Origin of the sequence: Mycolicibacterium duvalii (assembly GCF_010726645.1) — a bacterium.
Taxonomy (GTDB): domain Bacteria; phylum Actinomycetota; class Actinomycetes; order Mycobacteriales; family Mycobacteriaceae; genus Mycobacterium; species Mycobacterium duvalii.
On the sequence record NZ_AP022563.1, the window covers coordinates 4,754,999 to 4,777,859 of the forward strand.

Genomic DNA, 22,861 nt, shown 5'->3' on the forward strand with positions numbered 1-22,861 from the left:
ACACATTGACTCGAGTGGCGCCGATCATAACCCCATCGGTGAGCCGCGGTGAAATCGGTGGCGCGACGTTGCGGACCGCCGACTTGTTGGTTAGGTGAGCAAGCGATTTCGCTCGGTTCCGGCTCCCGGTTGTGAAAGACAGCCCGCGTCAATTTGTCCTTATCCACAACGAAGCAATCCCCAGGCACCGCTGACCGGCACCGCCGTCGGCCCACCGGCTCGTCATCCTGTGGATGAACCTGTGGAAACTGTGGATAGGTTCGGGCCGGGCACACAATTGCTGCCGGGGAGTGTGGCCTGGGCCACGTCGGGCGTGTCAGCATGACGTCATGGACGGGCCCGACGAAACAGGTGTGGTGCAGGCGCAGATCGGCGAGGTGCCGACCGATTTCGGTGCCTCGGTGACGCTGCTGGACGTGCGTGAGGTCGACGAGTGGCAGCGTGGTCACGCCCCCGGGGCCCGTCACATGCCGATGGGTGAGGTCCCGGCACGACTCGACGAGATCGACCGCGACGCGCAACTGTTCGTGATCTGCCACGTGGGGGGCCGCTCCCACCGGGTTGCGCAGTACCTGGCCCAGCGCGGTTTCGAGCCGATCAACGTGGCAGGCGGCATGTTGGCGTGGGCCGGCGCCGGACGCGCGGTGGTCACCGACGACGGCGTCGCGGGCACGGTGTGACCGGACCCCGCGCGAGCCGCTGACCGGTCACCGACAAGTGCCCTCGCTCTATCCTGGTCCGATGATCCAAGTGTGTTCCCAGTGCGGGACGCGGTGGAACGTGCGGGACCGGCAGCGGGTGTGGTGCCCGCGCTGCCGCGGCACCCTGCTGGCGCCGACGGGCAGCGCCCCGACCGCGGGCTGGGGACGGCCCCCTCAACCCACCGGCGCCCCCCGAGCCGGCGGTCGCCCATCGCTTCCTCCCGGTCTGCGGTGGGTCGCGGTGCGCCCGGGCGCCCCGCCGCCGCCGCGCCGCCGGCGTCGGGACCTCGGCCCGACACCGCGCTACACGAGCATCCCGCGGTGGGGTCTGGTCGAGCAGTTCGAACAGCCCGCCGCGCAGGAACCGGTGCGGACCGGGCCGTCGCTCTCGGTGGTCCGGATGACCCTGGTGACCGCGATGGCGGTGCTGGGCGCGGCGGCGTTCGTTCACCTGGTGCGCTACATCTTGCTGATCATCAATCGCACCGTGCTGCTCAACCCGTGGGTGGCGGGCGCGGCCACCTGGGGCGGCGTCGTCGTCAGCGTGGTCGCGGGTTTCATGGTGGTCGCCGCCGCGGTGGTGTTGACGAATTGGCTCATTGCCCGGCGGGCCGCCGCGTTCGCGCATCTCGGTCAGCAGGAGCCCCGGTCGGTGTGGATGTTGCGCGCGGGCTGCCTGATCCCGGTGGTCAATCTGGCCTGGGCGCCGGTCTTCGTCATCGAGCTCGCCGCCGCCGAGTCCCGGCAGAAGTGGCTGCGGGGTCCGATCCTGGCGTGGTGGCTGGTGTGGGTGGCCGCCACCGCGCTGTCGATCTTCTCGATCGCGACCAGCTTCACCTCGGATGCGCAGGGGATCGCCGACAACACGGTGACCGCCATCGTGGCCTATCTGTTCGGGCTCGCGGCCGTGCTGTTGGCGCTGCAGGTGTTCTTCGGGTTCGAGCGTCAGCCGGTGGAACGACCGTCGAAGCGGTGGGTGCCGGTCGCGGTCGACCCGGGCCCGGACCGCGAATCAGCGCACACCCCGGCGGGTCCGGAAGAACCGGCCGACGACGGCGAGGCGCTTGAGGCTCGAGACCGGAACCCGGCAGCATAGGCCTATGAGTCCTGCCCAGGCCGGCGGAGGCCACCCGTTCGTGGTGGCCCACCGCGGTGCCTCGGGGGACCTTCCCGAACACACCCGCGCGGCCTACGAGCGCGCTCTGGAAGAAGGCGCCGACGGGGTCGAATGCGATGTGCGCCTGACCCGCGACGGCCACCTGGTCTGCGTGCACGACCGTCGGCTGGAGCGGACCTCGACGGGTACCGGGCTGGTCAGTGAGATGACCCTGGATCAGCTCCGGGAGCTGGACTATGGCGCGTGGCATCCGAGCTGGCGCGAAGACGGTAGCCACGGCGACACCGGTCTGCTGACGCTCGACGACCTGGTGTCATTGGTGCTCGACTGGAACCGCCCGGTCAAGATCTTCATCGAGACCAAGCATCCGGTCCGCTACGGCGCGCTGGTCGAGACCAAGGTGCTGGCGCTGTTGCACCGCTACGGCATCGCCGCACCGCCGTCGGCGGATTTGTCCCGCGCGGTGGTGATGTCGTTCTCGGCGGCCGCGGTGTGGCGGATCCGCCGCGCCGCGCCGCTGCTGCCGACGGTTCTGCTGGGGGAGACTTCGCGCTACGTCGGGGGCAGCGCGGCCACCACCGTCGGTGCCACCGCAGTGGGACCCTCGATCGCGACGCTGCGCGAGCACCCCGAGCTGGTCGACCGCGCCGCGGCGCAGGGCCGGGCGCTGTACTGCTGGACCGTCGACCACTACGAGGACGTGCAGTACTGCCGGGACCTCGGGGTCGGGTGGATCGCGACGAATCACCCGGGCCGGACGAAAGCCTGGCTGCAGGACGGCCTGACCGGCGCCGGCCGGGACTGACCCCGGCCTGGGTCCTACAGCGCTCCGCCGGCGGCCTTGGGTGCGGTCGGATCGGCCGACGGCATGGCGATCTCCCGGGCGACGAAGTCCTCGAGATGGAACAGGTCGGCGCCCGCACGTTCGGCGATCCGGACCAGAGTCGTCATCAACGCGACCTCTTCGACCTGCTCCTTGAGGAACCACTGCACGAATTGCTCGTCGAGGTAGTCGCCCTCGTCGCGGGCGGTTGCGGCGAGGCCGCTAGGGGGTCGCGGCGTCGAGCACGGCTTGCGGGATTGGTGAGTCCGAGGCCAGGGCCGCGAAGAGTTGGCCGGCGGCCGAGTCGTCCCACACCACGATGGCGCCGGAGCCGTTGGATGTGAACTCGCCGATCGGCACGGTGACCGTGACCACGTCGCCGCGTAGTGCCCAGGCCAGCCGGCCCAGGTCCCAGACATGCTCACCCTCTCCGACGGTCAGCGTGTCGACCACTGCGCGCATCATCGGATACCAGCGCAGCGGGTTGAGCCACACCGCCGGGCTGGCAGCGCGCTGCACCAGGGTCGAGACGAACTGGCGTTGATTGATCATCCGGTCGAGATCCGCGCGGGCCGTGGCTCGGCTGCGCACGAACCCCAAGGCGGCGGGACCGTCGACGCGCTGACAGCCGGCCGGCAGGTCGATGCCGGCCAGCGGGTCGTCGATGGGTTCGGCGGGACAGATCGTGACCCCGCCCACCGCGTCCACCAGGCGGGCGAACCCGCCGAAGCCGATCTCGGCGTAATGGTCGATGCGCAGGCCGGTCGCCTGCTCGACGGTCTGGGTCAGCAGCGGTGCGCCGCCGACGGTGTACGCGGCGTTGATTTTGTCGCTGCCGTAGCCGGGTATCTCGACGTAGGAATCGCGGGGGATCGACACCACGGTGGGTGCGGTCGATGAACCCAGGCCGGGCAGGTGGACGAGCAGGATGGTGTCGGTGCGGCTGTTGCCGAGGTCGCCGCCGGTGGTCAGGGCGGCCTGCTGCTCAGGGGTCAGATCACTGCGGCTGTCCGAGCCCACCAGCAGCCAGGTGGTCCCGACCGCCGAGGCCGGTCTGTCCGCCGCGTCGGGTAGGGCGGCGACCCGCTGCAACGACGAATCAAGCCAGACGCCGGTCGCGACGAAACCGGCGACCAGCAGTAGCAGGCAGACGAGCACGATCCGGGGCCAGCGCCGCCGGCGGCGTCGGGACGCTCGCGACGGCGGAGACGGGGGTGGCGCCGGACGGCGCGGCGGGGGCGGCGCAGGCGGCGGTTGCTGACGCGGAGGCGCGGGGCGACGCGGGGGGACGGGCCGTCGGGGCGGTGGGGGCGGCGGTTGCTGACGGGGCGGTTCGCGGCGCGGCGGCGCCGGAGGCGGGGACGTCGTCCGGCGAGGCGGGGTGGCTGGGTTCGGCGGCCACGCCGGCCGGTGGTTCGGGTCGCGCCGGATCGCCTGCGGTGGTTCGCGCCGGTCGGGCGCACCGTCTCCGGTCACAGAAAAAGGTTAGTCGGCTCAGCGCAGCCAACCCAGTTGCCCCGCCAGCAGGGAGTAGCCGACGAAAGCCACCGCGTCGATCAACGTGTGAGCGATGATCAGCGGCCACAGCCGGCCCGTCCGCTGCCATGCGTAACCGAACACCAGGCCCATCGCGACATTGCCGAGTCCGGCGCCGAACCCCTGGTACAGGTGGTAGACCCCGCGCAGCAGGCTGGACGCCACCAGCGCGATCCACGGATTGACGCGCAGCTCCCGCAACCGGGTCAACAGAAACCCGACGACGACCACTTCCTCGGCCCAGCCGTTACCGAACGACAGCAGCAAAAGCATCGGGATGCGCCACCACGTGTCGTTGAGCTCGGCGGCCTCGACCGCGGAGTTGACACCGAGAATTCGGGAGATCTGGTAGAGCGCCAGGCCGGGCACGCCGATGACCAGGGCCAGGCCCACCCCGCCGAGGACGTCCTTGCGCCACCGGATCCGGCCCAGGCCGATGCGACTGAGGCCGTGGCCGCTGCGCCACAACAGATACACGGCCAGCGCACCCCAGGCCAGCAGCTGGAACAGCGCGGCCAGATTCAATCCGAGATCGATGAGGTCGAACGGGGAGCGGCGGGGATTGATCGCGACCGTCTGCTCCGACAGGCCCAGCAGCACGCCCTCGATCAGCCGCAGCGACGCGGTGTATGCGCTGAGCGCGAACGTGACCGCCAGCACGACGACGATCTCGATGCGCAGGGCACGCCGCGCCGTCGCGTCGAGGTCGTCGGGGCCGCCGCTCATCGGAGCCAGGCTAGACCCCGCGGGCGCGCAATCCGTTCAGGAACGGGCAGCCCATCAGCACGCGGATGGCCTGGCTCAGCCCCGAGACGTCGTCGACGGGTTTGGTGAACGGCAACCGGACATCGTGATCGCCGTCCTGGCCCTCCACACGCAGCTGCACGCCGTAGCGGTCCAGTCCCAGCGGCCGGACCCGGCCCCGCCGCAACGGCTGGGGCAGGCGGGCTGCGAGGCGGTCGACGATCTCCCGGTGTGCCGAATCCAGGTGCTGCAGCCAGCCGGACTCCATGGCGCAGAACGGGTCCGGTCGCGCGCCGAGCAACCGGGACAGGGGCACCGACTCGGCGCCGGTGGAATCGGCCACCACGACCGACTCGATCTCCAGGCGCATCAAAGCGTGGTCCGAGTTCACCTGTAGCAGAGCGGGGTTGGGGTCCGATGCGGCGATGAGGTCGAGCATGACGGACACCTCGCTGCCGGGCACCTCGCGCACCCTGCCCTGAATCCACACCAGGGAGCGCACCGGTTCGCGCAGTGGCAGGGGCGCGTAGTCGGTCATCTCAAGCACCGCCTGGATACCGGCGTGCCCAGCGGAGATGACCCGCTCGTGCAACGCGTCGCCCACGGGGACGGTGATCGCGAACGACCCATCCCGTAGCAGATGGTGCACCGGCGTCGGGGTCGGGTCGAGTCCTTCGACCGCGACGATCGCGCTGCACGGCCGTGCGCACAGGCTGCGGATTCGTTCTGCCGTGCTCGGTGCCTTGTTCGGTACCGGGGAAGCCATCTCGCCGCCTTTCATAAGTGGTAAGGTTTGCCTAACTTAACTAGCTCGCAAGGTGTCGCGCAACCCCTTCCTCGCAGGGGAATGGGATTACCGGGGCCTACCGATAGGCTGTTGCGGTGCCCGGCATCGCCTATCTCGGACCCGAGGGAACCTTCACCGAGGCCGCGCTGCGCGCGATCGAGGCCGACGGACTGATCCCGGTCAACGGGGCCGCGCCAGGTCGACCAGCGCCCGTCGCTCCGATCACCAAGGACAGCACCGACGCCGCGTTGGCCGCGGTGCGCAGTGGCGAGGCCGACTTCGCCTGCGTGCCGATCGAGAACTCGATCGAGGGTTCGGTGCTGCCGACCCTGGACAGCCTCGCCGAGGGCACACCGCTGCAGATCTACGCCGAGCTCACCCTCGACGTGTCCTTCACCATCGCGACGCGGCCGCAGTTGGACCGGACGCAGGTGCGCACGGTCGCCGCGTTTCCCGTCGCGGCCGCACAGGTCAAGCGGTGGCTCGCCGAGCATCTGCCGGAAAGTCAACTGGTCCCGGCGAATTCGAACGCCGCGGCTGCGCAGGATGTCGCGGCGGGCCGGGCCGATGCCGCGGTGACCACGGCACTGGCCGCGGCGCGCTATCGGCTCGACGAGCTGGCGGCCGGCGTCGTCGACGAAGCCAACGCGCGCACCCGCTTCGTGCTGATCGGACCGCCGGGCCCGCCGCCGGCCCGCACCGGCGCCGACCGCACCTCGGTGGTCCTGCGGCTGCACAACGTGCCGGGTGCGCTGGTATCGGCGATGACCGAGCTGTCGATCCGCGACATCGACCTGACGAGGATCGAGTCCCGTCCCACCCGCACCGAGATGGGCACCTACGTCTTCTTCCTGGACTTCGTCGGTCACATCGACGACGAGCCGGTGGCCGAAGCGCTGCGTGCACTGCATCGGCGCTGCGCCGATCTGCGGTATCTCGGGTCCTGGCCCACCGGTGCCCTGGCGGGTGCCGCGCCGCCGGCGTTCGACGAGGCGTCGGCATGGCTGCGGCGGCTGCGGGACGGTACCCCGTGAGCGGACGGTTGGTGCTGGTACGGCACGGTCAGTCGCGCGGCAACGTCGACCGCCGGCTCGACACCCTGCCCCCGGGAGCCGAGCTGACCGACCTGGGCCGTGAGCAGGCGCGCACTTTCGCGCGGGGGCTGGCGCGGCGGCCGGGCCTGATCGCCCACTCGATCGCGACGCGGGCGGTGCAGACCGCCACCGAGATCCATCAGATGATCAGTGTGACCGCCGGGACGGCCGCCCGCGAGGTGCACGGCATCCACGAGGTGCAGGTCGGTGCGCTGGAGAACCGCAACGACGACGAAGCCCACGACGAGTTCAACGCGATCTACCGGCGCTGGCACGCCGGCGAGCTCGATGTTGCGCTGCCCGGTGGCGAGTCCGGGCGCGACGTGCTCGACCGTTATGTGCCGGTGCTCGAGGAGCTCCGCGCGGAGTACCTCGCCCACGAGACGTGGCACGACGACATCGTCGTGGTCAGCCACGGTGCGGCGATCCGGTTGGTGTCGGCCGTGCTGGCCGGCCTGGACAGCCGATTCGCCGTGGACCACCATCTGGCCAACACCGAGGCGGTCGTGCTGACGCCGACCGGCGCGGGCCGGTGGAGTTGTGTGCAGTGGGGCGCGCTGGTGCCGCCGTTCGACCCGGAGCCGGTGGTGGTCACCGACCCGCCGTCGTCAGCTGACCCGATGGGCTGAGCCGAACCCGGTCAGCACCTCGTCGCAGACACATCCGACACTGCTGCAGTCCAGATGGACGTCGTGGGCGGCATGCGCGGCGAAGCAGTCCGGCTCCGTGCATTCGTCGCGCTGGTAGGCGTGGTGGATGAGGGCCCCGTGGCAGTGCTCCAGACCTGCCTGACAGGCGCGGCACGCTGTGGTCATGTTCCGTTCATAGCATCCGCGGCGGACACCTTGTGGTTGCCGCGCGCGCCGGCTGGTCAGCGACCGGATTCAGGCCCAGCCCAACTCGTGCAGGCGCTCGTCGTCGATGCCGAAATGGTGGGCCACCTCGTGGATCACGGTGATGGCGACCTCGTCGACGACCTGTTGCTCGGTGTCGCAGATGTCGAGCAGCGCATCCCGATAGATGGTGATCGTGTCGGGCAGCGAGCCGGCGTACCAGGAGTCCCGCTCGGTCAGCGCGACGCCTTCGTAGAGCCCGAGCAGGTCGGGTTCCTCGTCGTGGCGCTCAGCCACCAGGATCACCACGTTGTCGATCGCCGCGGCGAGCTCGGGCGGGATGAGATCGAGTGCGTCGCCCACCAACTCGTCGAACCGCCGCGAACTCATCCGCACGGCCATCGGCTACGGGGCGGGTGGGGGCGGCGCGAACGGATCGGCCGGCGGCGCCGGCGCGGGCGCGGGCGGCGGTGGGGGCGGCGGAAGCCCGAAAGGCGGTGGCGGCGGGGGTGGCGGTGCAGCCGGCGGCGGGGGCGGCGGCGCGGCGCCGGGCGGCGGCTCAGGGGCCGGTGGCGGGGGCGCCATCTGTGGCATGTGTTGGGTGTCCTGGCCGGTGTCGCTCTGGCTGGATGACGAACCGCTCTGGCTCGACGATCCGGACGAGCTGCCCGACTGCGAGGACGAGGACGAGGACGAGGATGACGACGACGACGATTCCGAGTCGTCCGGCATCGGGATCGGCGGCAGGTTGAGGCGTTCTGCCGGGATGTCGGGCGGGGGCACCGGCGGCTGACCGTTGATCAGCAGCGGGCCCTTGGCGCTGTTGAGCAGCGTCGACCACCCGCCGTTGCCGAGGGTGGCGCCAATGCTGCACGACACCTGCTTGCTACCCGCCGCCCAGCTGGGCAGCGAGATCGTGCTGTAGATCAGCGTCAGCGTGGTGTTGCGCAGCTGGATCGGCGCCAGGTACGCGTCGGTCAGCTTCGTGCAGGTGTCCTTGATGTAGGTGTCCTGCTCCGGTTCGGGCGGTAGCGCGTCCGGGAACCGCTCGGCGAGGTTGACGGCGCCGGTGACCTCCATCGCATGCGGGGCGGCGCAGTCGACCGGGATGTCGGTGGGCTGATTGGTGCCCGGGTCGATGCCCAGGCAGGTCCCCGGCGGCCACACCTTGGACTGGTCGATCTCGGCGACGCGGCCGGTGAACAGCATCTGCTGGTTGTTCGGTCCGGGGAGCTGCAGCCCGCACAGCATGCGGCGCTCGCCGGACTGCCGCCAGGCCTTCTCTCCCGCCCACAGCATGCTCACCGTGAAGCGGCTGTTGGGGTCGAAGCGCGGACCGAGATAGCGCTTCACCGCGGCGGTGCACTGCTCCTGGCTGATCTGCTGGATGCGCGCCGGTGACGGTGGCGGGGCTTCCGGTCCGTACTCGCTGCCCGGGAAGGTCCGCATGTCCACCGACGCGGCCACCTCGAACCGGTGCTCGGCCGCGCAGTCGACGATCTCGGCCGCGTCCGGCGTGCGATCGGGCCAGGTCAGGCAGTCACCGCTGGTGGCGTTGTCGAAGGTGGCATTGCCGCGCGGCCCGAGCGAGATCGAGTTCGCGGTCAGTCCGCTGGCCCGATCGGTCTGCGGCAGGGCGGTGATGACCCCGGCGATCAGCAGGCCGCCGAGCGCGGTGAGCAGCAGCGCGCGCCGGGTCGCTTCGGCTTGCAGGCTGCGCCACCATCCGCGCGAGGCGCCACGCGAAGAAGGTGCGGGCGCGTCGCGCACGGAATCAGGACTCGGTTCGGACATCCGCTCCATTGTGACAGGCGTGTCGGGTGCTGTGACAAGTGTTGCAGTTGTAATGTCATGCGGCTGCAGCAGCCGTGGCGGCGACAGCTGCTTCGGAGCGCCCGGTCACCCCGTAGGGTGTGGCCGTGATCGACCTCAAGGTGCTGCGAGAAAACCCCGATGCCGTACGCGCCTCGCAACGGGCCCGTGGTGAGGACCCGGGCCTTGTCGACGCGCTGGCCGAGGCCGACTCAGCCCGCCGGGCTGCGATATCGGCCGCCGACAACCTGCGGGCAGAACAGAAATCGGCGAGCAAGCTCGTCGGCAAAGCCTCCCCCGACGAGCGACCGGCGCTGCTGGCTGCGGCCAAAGAACTCGCCGAGAAGGTCAAGGCCGCCGAAGCCGCTCAGCTGGATGCCGAGCAGGCCTACACCGCCGCGCACCTGGCCATCTCGAACGTCATCATCGACGGGGTCCCCGCCGGCGGGGAGGACGACTTCGTCGTGCTCGACACCGTCGGCGAACCGCCCGCGCTGGAGAATCCAAAAGATCATGTCGAGCTCGGCGAATCGCTGGGCCTGTTCGACATGGAACGCGGCGCCAAGGTGTCGGGCTCGCGGTTCTACTTCCTGACCGGCCCCGGCGCGCTGCTGCAGCTCGGCCTGTTCCAGCTCGCCGTGCGCACGGCCGTCGAGAACGGCTTCACGCTGATGATCCCGCCGGTGCTCGTGCGCCCGGAGATCATGGCCGGCACCGGTTTCCTCGGCGCACACGCCGACGAGGTCTACCGGGTCGAGGCCGACGACCTCTATCTGGTCGGCACCTCGGAAGTCCCGCTGGCCGGCTACCACGCCAACGAGATCCTGGACCTGTCCGCCGGGCCGCTGCGCTACGCCGGTTGGTCGACGTGTTTCCGCCGGGAAGCCGGCAGCTACGGCAAGGACACCCGGGGCATCATCCGGGTGCACCAGTTCGACAAGGTCGAGGGCTTCGTCTACTGCCGGCCCGAGCAGGCCGAGGCCGAACACCAGCGGCTGCTGGACTGGCAGCGCCAGATGCTGGCGGCCATCGAGGTGCCCTACCGGGTGATCGACATCGCCGCCGGCGACCTCGGTTCCTCGGCGGCGCGCAAGTACGACTGCGAGGCATGGGTGCCGACGCAGCACACCTACCGCGAGCTGACCTCGACGTCGAACTGCACCACGTTCCAGGCGCGGCGTCTGTCGGTGCGCTACCGCGACGACAGCGGCAAACCGCAGACCGCGGCGACGCTGAACGGCACGCTGGCCACCACGCGATGGCTGGTGGCCATCCTGGAGAACCACCAGCAGCCCGACGGCAGCGTGCGGGTGCCGTCAGCGCTGGTGCCCTATGTCGGGACGGATGTGCTGGCGCCGCGCTGACCGGGCCGGTCAGACCTCCAGGGCGGCACCTGCGACGCCGATGGTGGTCAATCGCAGTGTGCGTGAGCCGTTTTCGACGGCCTCGGTGAACTGATGGACAACGCCGGCGGTGCCGACCGTCACCGGCCCTACCGCGGAACCGGACACGTCGACGACAACGGGGTTGCCGGGGTCGTTCGGGTCGATCACCACCACGTGGGTGAAGAACGTGGGGATGAAGTCACTGGTGTTGGTGCCCACGGTCTGGTAGGCCGTGCCATCGGCGGCGGTGACCACCGCGCCGTCCGGATTCCCCGCGATGTCGACGGTCATGGCGTTGGCGGGATCGGTCGGGTCGATGACCGTCACCCGGGTCACCACCGGGTAGTCGATGCCGTCGACGTCCGTGGCAGTGGTGGTCAGGTAGGCCGTGCCGTCCGTCCCGACCCGTAGACCCGGGTCATAGCCGTTGGTGAGCGAGTATTCGAAGAACGGGTCGTACTGGGTCTGCTCCACGGTCGCGGGAGTGGCGGGATCGTTCGGATCGATGATCGTCACATGCACGGTGTAGACGTTGTCCTCTCCGCCGGAGTAGCTCGTCTGATACGCGGTGCCGTCGCTACCGATCAACAGCTCACCGACCGGGTAACCGGGTAGCTCGATGACGGTGGGGTCGGTGGGGTCGGCCGGGTCGATCACCGCCACGCGGAAAATGTCGGTGCCGGTGCCGTCGCCGGTCCGAAGGCGTTGGTAGACAGTGCCGTCGGCGGCGACAACGCTGGGCAGGATTGACTCGCCGGCCAGGTCCACGGTGGTGTAGTCGGCGAGATCGGCCGGATTGATCACGGTGAGATGCGTGACGTACTCGTCGGTGCCCGGGGTGCGGGTTTCGCTGAACTGGTAGGCAGTGCCGTTGGGGAAGAACCTCACCGACTCGTCCGGCATTCCGGGCGCATCGATGTCGGTTGGGCTGCCCGGATCGGTCGGATCGATCACCGTCACATGAGTCGCGGTGGTTCCGGTCCTACTGGTCAGATATGCGGCACCGTTGCTGTCGAAGGCGACCTCTCCCACATGATCACCGGGTAGTTCGACGGTGGTCGGGTTGGTGAAGTCCTGCGGATCGATGACCGTTACATACGACGCGTCGAAGTCGCCGTGGAGTTGGTAGCCGGTGCCGTCCGGGCCGAACACCACCGATCCATCGGGATATTCGGCCAGTGTGATGGTGGTGGGACTGGCGAGGCTGCCCAGATCGAACCGCGTCACATGAGTGATGTCACCCGTCGAGAAGCTACCGGCGGAGGTGGTCTGATAGCCGAAGCCGGGACCGAAAACCACCGGCTCGGTGGAGAATCCGGGCAGATTGACGGTGGTGGCGGTTGTCGGGTTCGCCGGGTCGATGACTGTCACGTGGGTGACGTCATCATTTCCCGAGACGCTGCGGGTGGTCTGGTAGACGAGGCCGTCGGGCCCGAGCACCAACGGGTCGGCGGGTTGACCGGGCAGGTCCACGGTGGAGGCGTCGGTGGGGTCGGCCGGGTCGATGACCGTCACGTGGGTGGTGGTGCTTCCGGTTCCGGTGACCAGGTAGGTGATGTCGCCGGCGAACACGGTGTGCTCGAAGTCACCGGGAACCTCGAGGATGGTGGCGTCGGCGGGCGCGGCCGGGTCGATCACGGCCACATAGGTTCCATCGCCGCTGTCGCTGATCTGATAGGCGGTGCCGTCAGCGCCGAACTGCACTGGGCCCGTTGCAGTCCCAGGCAGTTCGATGGTGGTGGCGCTGGTCGGGTCGGCCGGGTCGACGATCGTCACGTGGGTGGCCTCGTCGGTTTCGGCGGTCTGGTAGGCCAGGCCATCCGCGCCGATCACCAGCGGCCCGACGGCTTCGCCCGGTAGTGCGACCGTCCCTAGCGCGACAGGGTCGGAACCTACCGCGGTGACCGTGATGGTCGCCGTCGCCGTATCGGTCAGGTCGCCGTCGCTGGCCGTGTAGGTGAAGCTGTCGGTGCCGGCGAAGCCCGCGTCAGGTGTGTAGGTGAAGGTGCCGTCGGCGCTCAAGGACAGGGTGCCGTTTCCGGGTCCGCTGACGAGTTGCGCAGTGAGGCTGTCGATGTCGGAGTCGGTGTCGTTGGCCAGCACATCGCCCATGAGCGCCGTGTTCTCGTTGGTGACGAAGGTGTCGTCCTCCGCGCTGGGGGCGTTGTTGAAAGGGTTCGTGGGCGCGCCGAGGTAGATTACCGACACGGTTTCGTCGTTGTCGTTGACGACGTAGAGGTGGGTGCCGTCGGCGTCGACCGCCAGCGCGTCCGGCCGGGCTCCGACGTCGATCGGGTCGCCGATCACGAAGTTGAAGGTGACGCTGCTCGGGTCGGTGTCGATGACGACCACCTCGCCGTCGAAAGCATTGACCACGTAGGCGCGGGTGCCGTCCGGGGTGAATGCGATGGCCTGCGGAAGGTCGCCGACCGGAATCGGGTCGCCGATCACCGTGTTGTAGGTGGCGCTCAACAGGTTGGTGTCGATGACCGAGACGGTGTCGTCGCCCGCGTTGACGACGTAGGCGCGCGCGCCGTTGGGCGAGATCGCGATGTCGCTGGGGGTGTCCCCGACTGCGATCCCGGCCTCGATCAGGGTGCCGTAACCCGTGCTGTCCGGGTTGATGTCGAGTACTGCCACGGTGTCAGCACCCAACCTGGGGATCGTGATGTAGGCCCGGTTGCCGTCGGGGGTGAGCGCCATGGCCCGCGGCGAGGAGTTCGCGACCCTGATCGGGCTGCCGATCACGGTGTGGAACGTCGGGCTGTCGGGGTCGGTGTCGACGACGACCACGTCAAGGCTGGACTGGTTGAGGATGATGGCGCGGTTGCCGTCGGGAGTGAACTCGATATCGGTGGGCCCGTCGCCGACCTCGATCGGTTCGCCGACGACAGTGTTGTAGGTGGCGCTGGTGGGGTCGGTGTCGATGACCAGCAGGTGGCCGTTGCCGCCGACGACGTTGTCGTAGGCGACGTAGGCACGAAGGCCGTCCGGGCTGATCTCGATGTCGTCCGGTCCGTAGATCTCGAACGGGATCGTCTGCAGCACTGTGGGATTGTCGGGATCGGACACATCGATGACGGTGACCGAGGCGTTGTCCTCGTTGAACAGATTGCCGCCGTTGACGACGTAGGCGCGGGTGCCGTCTGGGGTGACGCTCACCGCGTTGGGGTTCTCGCCGACGTCGACCGTGCCGACGACAGTGTTCGGCAGGTCGTCGGTGACGGCGGTGACCGGGACGGTGATCTCGGTGCCGGCGGACAGGCCGGCGGGGTCGGTGGCTGCGACGGTGAAGCTGTCTTCGCCGTTGGGTTCTCCCGCTGCGGGCCGGGTGGTGGGGGTGTAGGTGTAGGTGCCGGCTTCGGGGTCGAAGGTGACGGTGCCGTTGTCGGGTCCGTCGGTGACGGTGTAGGTCAGTTCGTCGCCGTCGGGGTCGGTGAAGCCGAGTGTGCCGGTGACAGCACCGGTTTCGGGGGTCACGGTCTGCTCGCCGGGGGTGCCGGCGACCGGAGCCTGGTTGCCGGGTTCGGGAAGGGCCGCGACCGGTACGTCGATGGTGACCGTTGCGGTGGCCTGACCGTCGGAGGCGCTGACGGTGAAGATGTCTTCGCCGTTGGGTTCGCCCGCTGCGGGCCGGGTGGTGGGGGTGTAGGTGTAGGTGCCGGCTTCGGGGTCGAAGGTGACGGTGCCGTTGTCGGGTCCGTCGGTGACGGTGTAGGTCAGTTCGTCGCCGTCGGGGTCGGTGAAGCCGAGTGTGCCGGTGACAGAACCGGTTTCGGGGGTCACGGTCTGCTCGCCGGGGGTGCCGGCGACCGGAGCCTGGTTGTCGGGGTCGAACGGTCGGCCGTAGACGGTGATGCCGTCGCCGGGACCGGTGTTCGCGACCAGGTTGTCGCCCAGCACGATCGCGGTGTTGTCGGTGCCGGGACCGGCGATCGCGATCGACTCCGAACCCCAGACGAACGCGGTGTTGTCCTCGCCTTGCGCGGTGGCGCTGTTGGTGTCGCCCCAGATCCGGGCGACGTTACCCGGCCCGGTGGCGGTGGCCGAGTTGCTGTCACCGACGATCACGGCCTTGCCGTCGTTTGCCTCGGCGGCGTTGCCGTCTCCGAGGATGGTGGCCTCGGCACGGGCCTGGGTCACGTTGCCGCTGGCGGCACTGTTATCGCCGACGATCCGGGCGATCGAGGTCGCACCGACGGCCTCGCTGGAGGCCACATTGGAGTCGCCGGTGATTTGCGCCGCAGCGTAGCCGTCTGCACCGGCATTGGCGACCGCGGTGCTTCCGTCGCCGACGATGCGCACCCGCGCGGTCGAATCCTGGTCGGCCGTCGCCGCGGCGCTGTTCTCGTCGCCGCGCACGGTGATCTCGGCTCGCGAGCCGTCGGTGGCCAGCGCGGTGGCGTCGCTGTCATTGCCGGTCAACACGACACGGGCCCGGCCGTCGTCGGCGACGGCAGTGACCCCGTTTCGGTGGCCGATCACCCGGGCTGCGGCGGGGCCGTCCAGGCCGGCGAGCTCGACGTCGTTGTCGGTGCCCCATATCGAGGCGCGGTTACCGACCCCGGCGCTCTCGACCTCGTTGCCGTCACCGCGAACCCGCAGGGAGCTCCCGTAGCCCGACCCTACGGCGGTGTTCCCGTCACCGATGATCCGAACGGTGTTGTAGGCGATGCCCGGAGCGTCGGCGGTGTTGGCGTTGCCTCGGATGTAGACGGTGTTGTGGTGGCCGCCGGCGGTGGCGGAGTTCTCGGCGCCGTAGACGGAGGTTCGGTTGCCCGCTCCTGAGGCCCCGGCGGTGTTGTCGTCGCCGCGGACCCGCACCCGGGTGAAGTTGCCCTCCGAGGTGGCGGTGCTGTTTTCACCGCGCACCACGACCGCATTGAACAGACCCGACGCCGTGGCCACCGCGTTCTCGCCGAACGCGATCGCGAAGGATCCGAACCCGTCTGAGGTGGCGTAGGCGGTGCCGTTCTGCACGAGCTGGCGGCCGCCGACGGAGATGCTGAAGTTGGCGAAGGTGTCCTCGATTTCGCGGCGCAGCCACGACAGCACGCCCCACATGATCGGCGTGGCCGACGGCCCCGCGGGCGGCGTCGAGGTGGTCAACGGCGCCATGGCCGTGGTCAACATCGACGACGCGACGCCGATGAAGGTGCCCGGCGCAGCCTGCAGCGCCTTGACCGGGGCCCGCTCGGCCGTAACCCGACTGTCCATCCGGCCCTCCGGCGAGGACAGGCTCACCGATGCCGAACGTGGCGCGGGCGCGGGTGGTGAGCTGTCGGCCGGCACCTCCGACTCCGCGGTGCGCTCGACCTCGGAGTCGTCCCGACCGCGGGTCCCGATCGGCGCCGCGCCGGATGAGGCCGGGGCGCGGCGGGAACGCTCGGTACGTGCCGGTGTGGGCTCGACCTCGACCTCGACCTCCACCTCGGCCTCCACCTCGACCTCGTCATCGACCTCCTCGACCTCGACCTCGAGCTCCCCCTCGGCCTCGAGATCAGGCTCGTCAGAGTCGTCCGTCTGCGCGTCCGCGGTACCGGCTGACGTCCTGGTCAGGGAACGCTGGGTGGTGGATCCGCCGTCTCGGCTCCGCTTGGACGGGGAGCCCGCCGAAGCGGTCGACGCCGACGCCGAGCTGCTGTCCCCCGAGGTCGTGGATTCACCGGTGTCGGCCGACGCGGACCAGGGCAGGACGAACAGGACCGCTCCCACGCCGAGAGCGGCCGCCAGCGCGCCCACCCGTCCGATGTGGGCTCCGCCCGGGACGGCACTCGGATACAGCCGGTCATTACGTGTCGCACTCATTGCGTCCCCGCCATTCACGTCGATGAACATGCCGAAGCCCGTCCTGGCCACGAAATGTGTCAGGAACCGGCTGCGGTACCGACGCTAGGTGCGGGCGCGGTCCGAGTAATCAGGGATTTCCCTATAACTGCCGGAGCGACAATTTCCTGCGGGTCACTCCGACCGGCTGTTCAGGTGTGGCTTTGCGGTGTGCCGGCGGCCGGGACTACCGCGCGGCGAGCAGTTCGTCGAGCACCCGGATGAACTCGTCGGGGTCGGCAGGGGTGCACGCCGGCTTGAGGCGGGTACCGGCCACGTCCAGCGTCACCAGCGTCGACTTCCACGGGCGGGTCATGTCCAGCGGCAGCCAGCGCCGCAGATCCGAGGTGCCCCAGACCCGGAACCGGTGCAGGAGGGTGCCCAGCGGTTCGGTGGCGTAGCCACGGATGTTGCGCAGCGGGATGATGCGCGACGTACCGGACGGAAAGTCGTAGCGCCGCAACGTCAGTGCTTCCTTGTCGAGCTGGATGCGTCCGTCGTCGTAATACAAGGCCTGCGTACCGGTCACAGTTTCTCCGACCGCAGCTCGTGGCCCTTCGTGGTCAGACACCTGCCATTGGTCAGGTTCCACTGCCACCCGTGCAGGTTGCAGGTCAGTGTCGTGCCGTCCACTACGCCGAACTTGGACAGATCGGCCTTCAGGTGCGGGCAGCGGCGCTGAATCTCCCAGCCGTCCAGGGTGATCGACGCGCTGTCGTCGTGCGCTTCGGCGAACCAGCCGTCGGCGTAGGCGATCCGTTCCGGGGTCAGGCATTTGAAGAATGTGTAGAGGTACTCGTTGTAGCCGCCGACCCGCCAGGCCGAGAACCGGGTGGACAGGAAGATGGTGTTGACCCAGTCCGGCTCCTGGTCGCGGAGCACGGTGCGAACCAGCTCCGGTGCGACCGCGAACCCGTAGCGGAACTTCTCGTCCGGGATGGGTTCGCGGACAACCCGTTTGGGGAAGTCCAGTACCACCGTCTCGTCATGGCCGCCGCCCCGCATCCGCAATTCGACCGGATAACCGATGCCGTCGCAGATCTGGTCGCTGGCCAGCATGATGGGCTCGAAGACCGCCCGCAGCGGCTCGAGCAACGGCTCGCCGGCCGCCGGCGCCCAGCGCGCCTTCTCGGCGGCGAGCACCGGGGCCATGCGGTCGGCGTAGGCCGCGATGTAGTCGGCCTTGCCGGAGGTGAAGATCGCCTCGACTTCGTCGTCGGGCAGCGGGTGGGTCAGCGAGTTCAGCGCTGACCCGGTGAAGTCGGCGGTCGACCCGGGGATCATCAACAACCCGCCGTCGTGCCCGTGCACCTTCATCTCGCCCAGGAACACCATCTGGTCCGGGAAGATGTTGGCGGGATCGCCGTGGTCGTCGTTGAGATCGCGAAGCTCAGGATCCAGGAAACACGGCGGCCCGGCCGACGGAATCACCCACGGCGCCCCGACCTGGGCGATGTACTGGCGGCAGCGGTCCATCTGCCGTTGGCGCTTCTGGGTGCCGAACGCCTCTTTGGCGCGGGCGGGCATGTCATAGACCATCGGGTACCAGATCGCGCCCGAGTACTGCAGCATGTGCACGTCGATCTGACCGAACTCGGCGTGGAGCACGTCGAGGTCGACCGGGCGCGCGTCGTTCATGTTGAACGCGACGGTGTCACCGTCATCGACGACCAGCCCCGAGTCCCCGATCGGACCGTCCGCGGGTGCCCGGAGCGCGATGATCATCACATCGAGGTCACCCTTGGGCCCGCTGACGCGGTGCTTGACCGAGTCGGTGGTTTCGAAGAAGCGGTGAAATCCAAGCTTCTCCAGCTCCCGGCGCAGGTCGGGCACCGGGAAGTCGGGCAGCAGCACCACGGCGTCCTTGTTGACGTGGTCGCGCAGGTTCTCCGGATCGAAGTGATCCTTGTGCAGGTGGGAGACGTAGAGATAGTCGACGTCGCCGAGCTGCGCCCAATCCAGGGTGCTGTTGTCCGGAAACGGGAACCACGACGCGAAGTACGCGGGGTTCACCCACGGGTCGCACAGGATGCTCCCGGCCCTGGTGTCGATCCGGAAGCCTGCATGTCCAACGCTTGTGACCTGCACAAAGATCCTTCCCGGTGACTGCGGTACCGGTAAGCAGCTTAGCCGCGCGCAGCCGGTCGGTCGGTCCGGCGCAACGCCGCGCGCGCGAGCACTACGCTGAGGGGCTGTGGAACCGGTATACGGCACAGTGATCCAACTCGCTCGCCTGGCGTGGCGGGTACAAGGGCTCAAGTTCACCGTGACCGGAGTGGAGAACCTGCCGCGCAGCGGCGGGGCCGTCATCGCGATCAACCACACCAGCTACTTCGACTTCACCTTCGCGGGGTTGCCCGCCTACCGGCAGGGCCTGGGCCGCAAGGTGCGGTTCATGGCCAAGCGCGAGGTCTTCGACCACAAGATCACCGGCCCGATCATGCGCAGCCTGCGCCACATCGAGGTTGACCGCGACAGCGGCGCCGCATCGTTCGAGGAGGCATGCCGGATGCTGGCCGCCGGGGAGTTCGTCGGCGTCTACCCCGAGGCGACGATCAGCCGCAGCTTCGAGATCAAGGAGTTCAAGTCCGGGGCGGCGCGGATGGCCATCGCCGCCGGTGTGCCGATCGTCCCGCACATCGTGTGGGGAGCGCAGCGGATCTGGACCAAGGGACATCCGAAGAAGCTGTGGCGGCCCAAGGTGCCCATCCACGTCGCCGTGGGCAAACCGATCGAGCCGACGTTGCCCGCACCCGAGCTGACCGCGCTGCTGCACTCCCGCATGCAGCATCTGCTCGAGCGGGTGCAGGAGGACTACGGGCCCCACCCGGCCGGCGAGTTCTGGGTGCCCCATCGGCTCGGCGGGGGAGCGCCGACGCTGGCCGAGGCCGGCCGGATGGACGCCGAGGAGGCCGCTGCGAAGGCCGCCCGTCGTGCCGGAGGCCGCGAATCAGGTGGAGCGCCGGGGTAGACCATGGAGCCGGTCTACCGCGCTCTGGAGGCCACGGCAGCGCTGGCGGTCACCGCCACCGGGACGAACATCCGCTTCCGCGGACTGGAGCACGTCCCGGCCTCCGGTGGGGCGGTGGTGGCCATCAACCACACCGGCTACGTCGACTTCGTGCCCGCCGGTCTGGCCGTGGCTCGGCGTCGCCGCCGGCTGCGGTTCATGCTCAAGGCCGAGATGAACGACGTGCGCGTGGTGCGCTGGCTGATCAAGCACACCGGCACGATCCCGGTCGATCGGCAGGCCGGCGCCGGCGCCTACGCCGATGCGGTGGGTGCCCTGCGCAGCGGGGAGTTGGTCGGCGTCTACCCGGAGGCCACCATCAGCCGCAGCTTCGAGCTCAAGGACTTCAAGACCGGGGCGGCCCGCATGGCGCTGGAGGCCCAAACGCCCGTGGTGCCGCTGATCGTGTGGGGTGCCCAGCGGATCTGGACCAAGGACCATCCTCGGGCACTGGGACGTAGGCGTTTTGACGTCACCGTCGCGGTCGGTGCGCCCATCGCACCGCGGGGTACGGTCGAGGAGCTGTTGGCGATGCTGCGGAGGGACATGACCGAATTGCTGCACTCCGCCCAGGCGGAGCACCACCACCCGCCCGGTGCGTTCTGGGTTCCGCGCCGGCTGGGCGGTGCCGCCCCGACGCCGGAGGAGGCCGAGCTCCTCGATGCGGCCGAACGCGCCCGGCGGGCGCGCAACCGGACCGACCGGTCATGACGCCAGAGCTGGTCGCGACCGATGTGGACGGCACGCTGCTCGACGACGACGAGCGCGTGACGCCGCGCACCCGCGCGGCCGTCAAGGCCCTCGTCGATGCGGGGGCACAGTTCGTGCTCGCCACCGGGCGGCCGCCGCGGTGGGTCGCGCCGGTGGTCGACCAGCTGGGATTCGCACCGATGGCGGTCTGCGCCAACGGGGCGGTGGTCTACGACCCGGGCACCGACCGCATCGTCTCGGCGCGCACCCTGTCCGCGGAGGCGCTCGCCGAACTGGCCGACATCGCGACCCGCCTGATCCCCGGCGCGGGCCTGGCGGTGGAGCGGGTCGGGCGCAGCGCCCACGACGCGGCCACCCCGCAGTTCGTCAGCTCACCGGGCTACGAGCACGCCTGGCTGAACCCGGACAACACCGAGGTCTCACTGGAGGATCTGCTCAGCGCGCCGGCGGTCAAGCTGCTCATCCGTAAGGCAGGGGCCCGCAGCGACGAGATGGCTGCGGTGCTGGCCGGTCACGTCGGCAACGCCGGCGACATCACCTACTCGACCAACAACGGTCTGATCGAGATCGTGCCGCTGGGCATCAGCAAGGCCACCGGCATCGCCGAGGTGGCCACACCGCTGGGCATCTCGGCGGCCAACGTGATCACCTTCGGTGACATGCCCAACGATGTGCCGATGCTGTCCTGGGCGGGGATCGGTGTCGCGATGGGCAACGCCCATCCCGATGCGTTGGCCGCCGCCGACGAGGTGACGGTCACCAACGCCGAGGACGGCGTCGCTGCGGTTCTCGAACGGTACTGGCGCGACTCGGCGTAGCTCCGTCAGACGGGGTTGACGGGCGGCGTGAAGCGCTCGAGCTGGACCGGCGTCATATCGGCCGGGGCGGGCGGCAACTCGACGGGCACACCGTCGATCACGCGGGTCACCGTCCCCTTCTCGCGGTCGAAGTTCAGGGTGCCGTGCTGGAAGTTCTGCACGATCCACAGCGGTTCGGCGATCTCGGCGCTGGTCGGCAGACCCAGTGCTCCCCGCTCGAAACCCAGCGAGCCCCACGCCTTGTAGAGCTCACCGGTCACCGGTTCGGCACCGCTTTCCGGCGACCAGTAGACGGCGCCGTGTTCGAAGGTGACGTAGCGGGTGGAGCCCGCACCGGAAGCCTCCGGGGAGGTGGGCCGGCCCAGGAAGCTGTTCATGCCGCCCAAAGAGTCCCACTTGGCGAAAATCGCCCCGCCGCGCAGCGATTCGGCCAGTTGCTCCGGCCCCGGGGGGTCGTTGAAACGCGCGGCGATGTCGCGGATCAACTGCATCTGCGCGTAGGCCGCGTTGCCCGGGCACTCGGTGTTGCCGACGTCGCGGTGGGTGAAGATGGTAGGCAGCGTCGTCGCGGCCCCGAACGGGAACTTGGTGAACGACCCGCCCTCGGACGGCAGCGTGACCGCGGCCAGCGGATCGACGCCGGATTGGCCCAGCACCCAACCGAGAAGCCTTGCGGTGGTTCGCAACTGGATGGGTGTCGGCGGCTCGACATCGAAATTGCCGAGCATCGCCACCCCCCACGTGTTGTGGTTGAAGCCACCGGTGTGCGCGCCTTCGACGGGCCGCGTCATGCCACCGGCGCGGCCTTCGAAGACCTGCCCGTACTTGTCGACCAGCGCGTTGTAGGCGATGTCGCACCAGCCCAGTGTGCGGGTGTGGTACTCGTAGATCGACCGCACGATCGCCGCCGAATCCTGGGGGCTGTAGTCGTTGCTGCCGGCGGTGTGATGGACCACGCCGGCCTGGATCCTGCTGTCGTAGCGGGGTTCTCCGCAACGCATCGACTCGTCGGCGCCCCACCCCGGACGATTGATGATGTGCGGCGGCTGGCCGGGGGGCGTGGCCGCGTTGGGCAGCGGAAGCAGGTCGGCCGGGGCCTCCGGCGGACTGATCAGCACGGCGTTGAGGTTCTCGCCGAAGGGCTGCTCGACGTTGGCCGGAACGTAGCCGAGCTCGGGGCGGTCGTCGGGGAGATCGCTGTCTCCGGGCCGGGGCCCCGTGGCCGGCGCTGTCGCGGGCCGGGTCACCGAGATCTGCACGGCCGTGGTGCGGCCGATGAATACCGGTTCGGTGCCGCGCGGACCGGGAAGGTCGGCGCCCACCCCCTCCATCGGCTCGGCGTCGTACCACGGCCCCCAGGAACCGTCGTCCTGCCGGGCCCGAATCCGCGCGGTGGTCCCGGTGAGATCGTCGGCCGTGAGCGCCACCATCGAGAACGGGACGTCCTGGTGCAGCTCGCGGATCGTCTCGCCGCCACCCAGGTCGGGCAACGGCTGCTCGACCATCTGCGGGGCGCCCAGCGTCGGAGGTTGCCGGCCGTCGTCACCGGGGAGACCGTTGATCGCCCACGGCAGCAGCATCACCGTCGCCGCGATTGCGGTGAACAGGATCGATGGTGCGGGGCGCCGACACAGCACGGCCCGATGTTACGTATGTGCCAATTG

The 22,861-nt window shown here is 69.4% G+C and carries 19 protein-coding genes and 1 pseudogene; 9 read left to right on the forward strand and 11 right to left on the reverse strand.

What is annotated here, in order from left to right; translation table 11 throughout:
* Positions 1–329: 329 nt before the first annotated feature.
* The 3 genes from G6N31_RS22505 to G6N31_RS22515 all read left to right on the forward strand — a co-directional run bounded on the left by G6N31_RS22505 (position 330) and on the right by G6N31_RS22515 (position 2,623).
* Positions 330–680: a rhodanese-like domain-containing protein gene (locus G6N31_RS22505; protein ID WP_098006445.1), complete on the forward strand. Its 351-nt coding sequence runs from the start codon at positions 330–332 to the stop codon at positions 678–680.
* 61 nt (positions 681–741) lie between these two features.
* Complete coding sequence (locus G6N31_RS22510; protein WP_098006443.1) at positions 742–1,797, forward strand: DUF4328 domain-containing protein; 1,056 nt, start codon at positions 742–744, stop codon at positions 1,795–1,797.
* Between the two features lie 4 nt (positions 1,798–1,801).
* Positions 1,802–2,623 carry a glycerophosphodiester phosphodiesterase gene (locus G6N31_RS22515; protein WP_098006441.1) on the forward strand — a complete coding sequence of 274 codons (822 nt, stop codon included), beginning with the start codon at positions 1,802–1,804 and terminating at the stop codon, positions 2,621–2,623.
* Between the two features lie 14 nt (positions 2,624–2,637).
* On the opposite strand, the pseudogene G6N31_RS22520 reads toward G6N31_RS22515, so the two are convergent.
* The 4 genes and pseudogenes from G6N31_RS22520 to G6N31_RS22535 all read right to left on the reverse strand — a co-directional run.
* A pseudogene (locus tag G6N31_RS22520) lies at positions 2,638–2,865 on the reverse strand (ferritin-like domain-containing protein); the annotation flags it as partial.
* Entirely contained in the window at positions 2,864–4,117 is a 1,254-nt protein-coding gene (locus G6N31_RS22525) for an LCP family protein (protein ID WP_244962247.1), read from the reverse strand. The pseudogene G6N31_RS22520 and the gene G6N31_RS22525, both read right to left, overlap by 2 nt.
* An 18-nt stretch (positions 4,118–4,135) precedes the next feature.
* Positions 4,136–4,903 carry a CPBP family intramembrane glutamic endopeptidase gene (locus G6N31_RS22530; RefSeq protein WP_098006759.1) on the reverse strand — a complete coding sequence of 256 codons (768 nt, stop codon included), beginning with the start codon at positions 4,901–4,903 and terminating at the stop codon, positions 4,136–4,138.
* Between the two features lie 10 nt (positions 4,904–4,913).
* Positions 4,914–5,687 (reverse strand): DUF2470 domain-containing protein, encoded by a 774-nt coding sequence (locus G6N31_RS22535; RefSeq protein ID WP_098006763.1) that lies wholly within the window; start codon positions 5,685–5,687, stop codon positions 4,914–4,916.
* Positions 5,688–5,803: 116 nt separating this feature from the next.
* Here G6N31_RS22535 and pheA point away from each other — a divergent pair, with 116 nt between their 5' ends.
* Entirely contained in the window at positions 5,804–6,742 is a 939-nt protein-coding gene (gene pheA, locus G6N31_RS22540; RefSeq protein WP_098006757.1) for a prephenate dehydratase, read from the forward strand.
* Positions 6,739–7,431, forward strand: a complete 693-nt coding sequence (locus G6N31_RS22545; RefSeq protein ID WP_098006761.1) for a histidine phosphatase family protein — start codon at positions 6,739–6,741, stop codon at positions 7,429–7,431. Before pheA ends, G6N31_RS22545 begins: the two co-directional genes overlap by 4 nt.
* On the opposite strand, the gene G6N31_RS22550 is transcribed toward G6N31_RS22545, so the two are convergent.
* The 3 genes from G6N31_RS22550 to G6N31_RS22560 form a co-directional block, all read right to left on the reverse strand.
* Entirely contained in the window at positions 7,411–7,617 is a 207-nt protein-coding gene (locus tag G6N31_RS22550; RefSeq protein ID WP_098006755.1) for a hypothetical protein, read from the reverse strand. The two genes, G6N31_RS22545 and G6N31_RS22550, sit on opposite strands and share 21 nt — an antisense overlap.
* A gap of 69 nt (positions 7,618–7,686) precedes the next feature.
* A complete protein-coding gene (locus G6N31_RS22555; protein ID WP_098006753.1) occupies positions 7,687–8,037 on the reverse strand; it encodes a metallopeptidase family protein in 351 nt (116 codons plus the stop codon).
* A 3-nt stretch (positions 8,038–8,040) separates the two neighbouring features.
* Entirely contained in the window at positions 8,041–9,438 is a 1,398-nt protein-coding gene (locus G6N31_RS22560; protein WP_163722319.1) for a septum formation family protein, read from the reverse strand.
* A gap of 116 nt (positions 9,439–9,554) precedes the next feature.
* Between G6N31_RS22560 and serS the strand changes: the two genes are divergently transcribed.
* Positions 9,555–10,811, forward strand: coding sequence for a serine--tRNA ligase (gene serS, locus G6N31_RS22565; protein WP_098005267.1), 1,257 nt, complete (start codon positions 9,555–9,557; stop codon positions 10,809–10,811).
* Between the two features lie 9 nt (positions 10,812–10,820).
* Here the strand turns inward: serS and G6N31_RS22570 are convergent, their stop codons facing one another.
* From G6N31_RS22570 to G6N31_RS22580, 3 genes are all read right to left on the reverse strand, one after another.
* Complete coding sequence (locus G6N31_RS22570) at positions 10,821–16,640, reverse strand: cadherin-like domain-containing protein (protein WP_163722320.1); 5,820 nt, start codon at positions 16,638–16,640, stop codon at positions 10,821–10,823.
* Positions 16,641–16,845: 205 nt separating this feature from the next.
* Positions 16,846–17,187: a hypothetical protein gene (locus G6N31_RS22575; RefSeq protein WP_098005258.1), complete on the reverse strand. Its 342-nt coding sequence runs from the start codon at positions 17,185–17,187 to the stop codon at positions 16,846–16,848.
* Positions 17,184–18,746, reverse strand: coding sequence for an MBL fold metallo-hydrolase (locus tag G6N31_RS22580; protein ID WP_098005257.1), 1,563 nt, complete (start codon positions 18,744–18,746; stop codon positions 17,184–17,186). Before G6N31_RS22580 ends, G6N31_RS22575 begins: the two co-directional genes overlap by 4 nt.
* A 106-nt stretch (positions 18,747–18,852) precedes the next feature.
* Between G6N31_RS22580 and G6N31_RS22585 the strand changes: the two genes are divergently transcribed.
* The 3 genes from G6N31_RS22585 to G6N31_RS22595 are packed head-to-tail and all read left to right on the forward strand — an operon-like array spanning position 18,853 to position 21,197.
* On the forward strand, positions 18,853–19,629 hold the full coding sequence (locus G6N31_RS22585; protein ID WP_098005256.1) for a lysophospholipid acyltransferase family protein: 777 nt from the start codon (positions 18,853–18,855) through the stop codon (positions 19,627–19,629).
* A 3-nt stretch (positions 19,630–19,632) separates the two neighbouring features.
* Complete coding sequence (locus G6N31_RS22590) at positions 19,633–20,379, forward strand: lysophospholipid acyltransferase family protein (protein ID WP_098005255.1); 747 nt, start codon at positions 19,633–19,635, stop codon at positions 20,377–20,379.
* Entirely contained in the window at positions 20,376–21,197 is an 822-nt protein-coding gene (locus tag G6N31_RS22595; RefSeq protein ID WP_098005254.1) for an HAD family hydrolase, read from the forward strand. The genes G6N31_RS22590 and G6N31_RS22595 overlap by 4 nt, the downstream gene beginning before the upstream one ends.
* A gap of 5 nt (positions 21,198–21,202) precedes the next feature.
* On the opposite strand, the gene G6N31_RS22600 is transcribed toward G6N31_RS22595, so the two are convergent.
* Positions 21,203–22,834, reverse strand: a complete 1,632-nt coding sequence (locus G6N31_RS22600) for an N-acetylmuramoyl-L-alanine amidase (protein WP_098005253.1) — start codon at positions 22,832–22,834, stop codon at positions 21,203–21,205.
* Positions 22,835–22,861: the final 27 nt, after the last annotated feature.

Bases quoted from the DNA above. Each gene is read 5' to 3' on its own strand.
- G6N31_RS22505 (WP_098006445.1), top strand. From the start codon at position 330: ATGGACGGGCCCGACGAAACAGGTGTGGTGCAGGCGCAGATCGGCGAG.
- G6N31_RS22510 (WP_098006443.1), top strand. From the start codon at position 742: ATGATCCAAGTGTGTTCCCAGTGCGGGACGCGGTGGAACGTGCGGGAC.
- G6N31_RS22515 (WP_098006441.1), top strand. From the start codon at position 1,802: ATGAGTCCTGCCCAGGCCGGCGGAGGCCACCCGTTCGTGGTGGCCCAC.
- G6N31_RS22530 (WP_098006759.1), bottom strand. From the start codon at position 4,903: ATGAGCGGCGGCCCCGACGACCTCGACGCGACGGCGCGGCGTGCCCTG.
- G6N31_RS22535 (WP_098006763.1), bottom strand. From the start codon at position 5,687: ATGGCTTCCCCGGTACCGAACAAGGCACCGAGCACGGCAGAACGAATC.
- G6N31_RS22550 (WP_098006755.1), bottom strand. From the start codon at position 7,617: ATGACCACAGCGTGCCGCGCCTGTCAGGCAGGTCTGGAGCACTGCCAC.
- G6N31_RS22555 (WP_098006753.1), bottom strand. From the start codon at position 8,037: ATGGCCGTGCGGATGAGTTCGCGGCGGTTCGACGAGTTGGTGGGCGAC.
- G6N31_RS22560 (WP_163722319.1), bottom strand. From the start codon at position 9,438: ATGGAGCGGATGTCCGAACCGAGTCCTGATTCCGTGCGCGACGCGCCC.
- G6N31_RS22570 (WP_163722320.1), bottom strand. From the start codon at position 16,640: ATGAGTGCGACACGTAATGACCGGCTGTATCCGAGTGCCGTCCCGGGC.
- G6N31_RS22590 (WP_098005255.1), top strand. From the start codon at position 19,633: ATGGAGCCGGTCTACCGCGCTCTGGAGGCCACGGCAGCGCTGGCGGTC.
- G6N31_RS22595 (WP_098005254.1), top strand. From the start codon at position 20,376: ATGACGCCAGAGCTGGTCGCGACCGATGTGGACGGCACGCTGCTCGAC.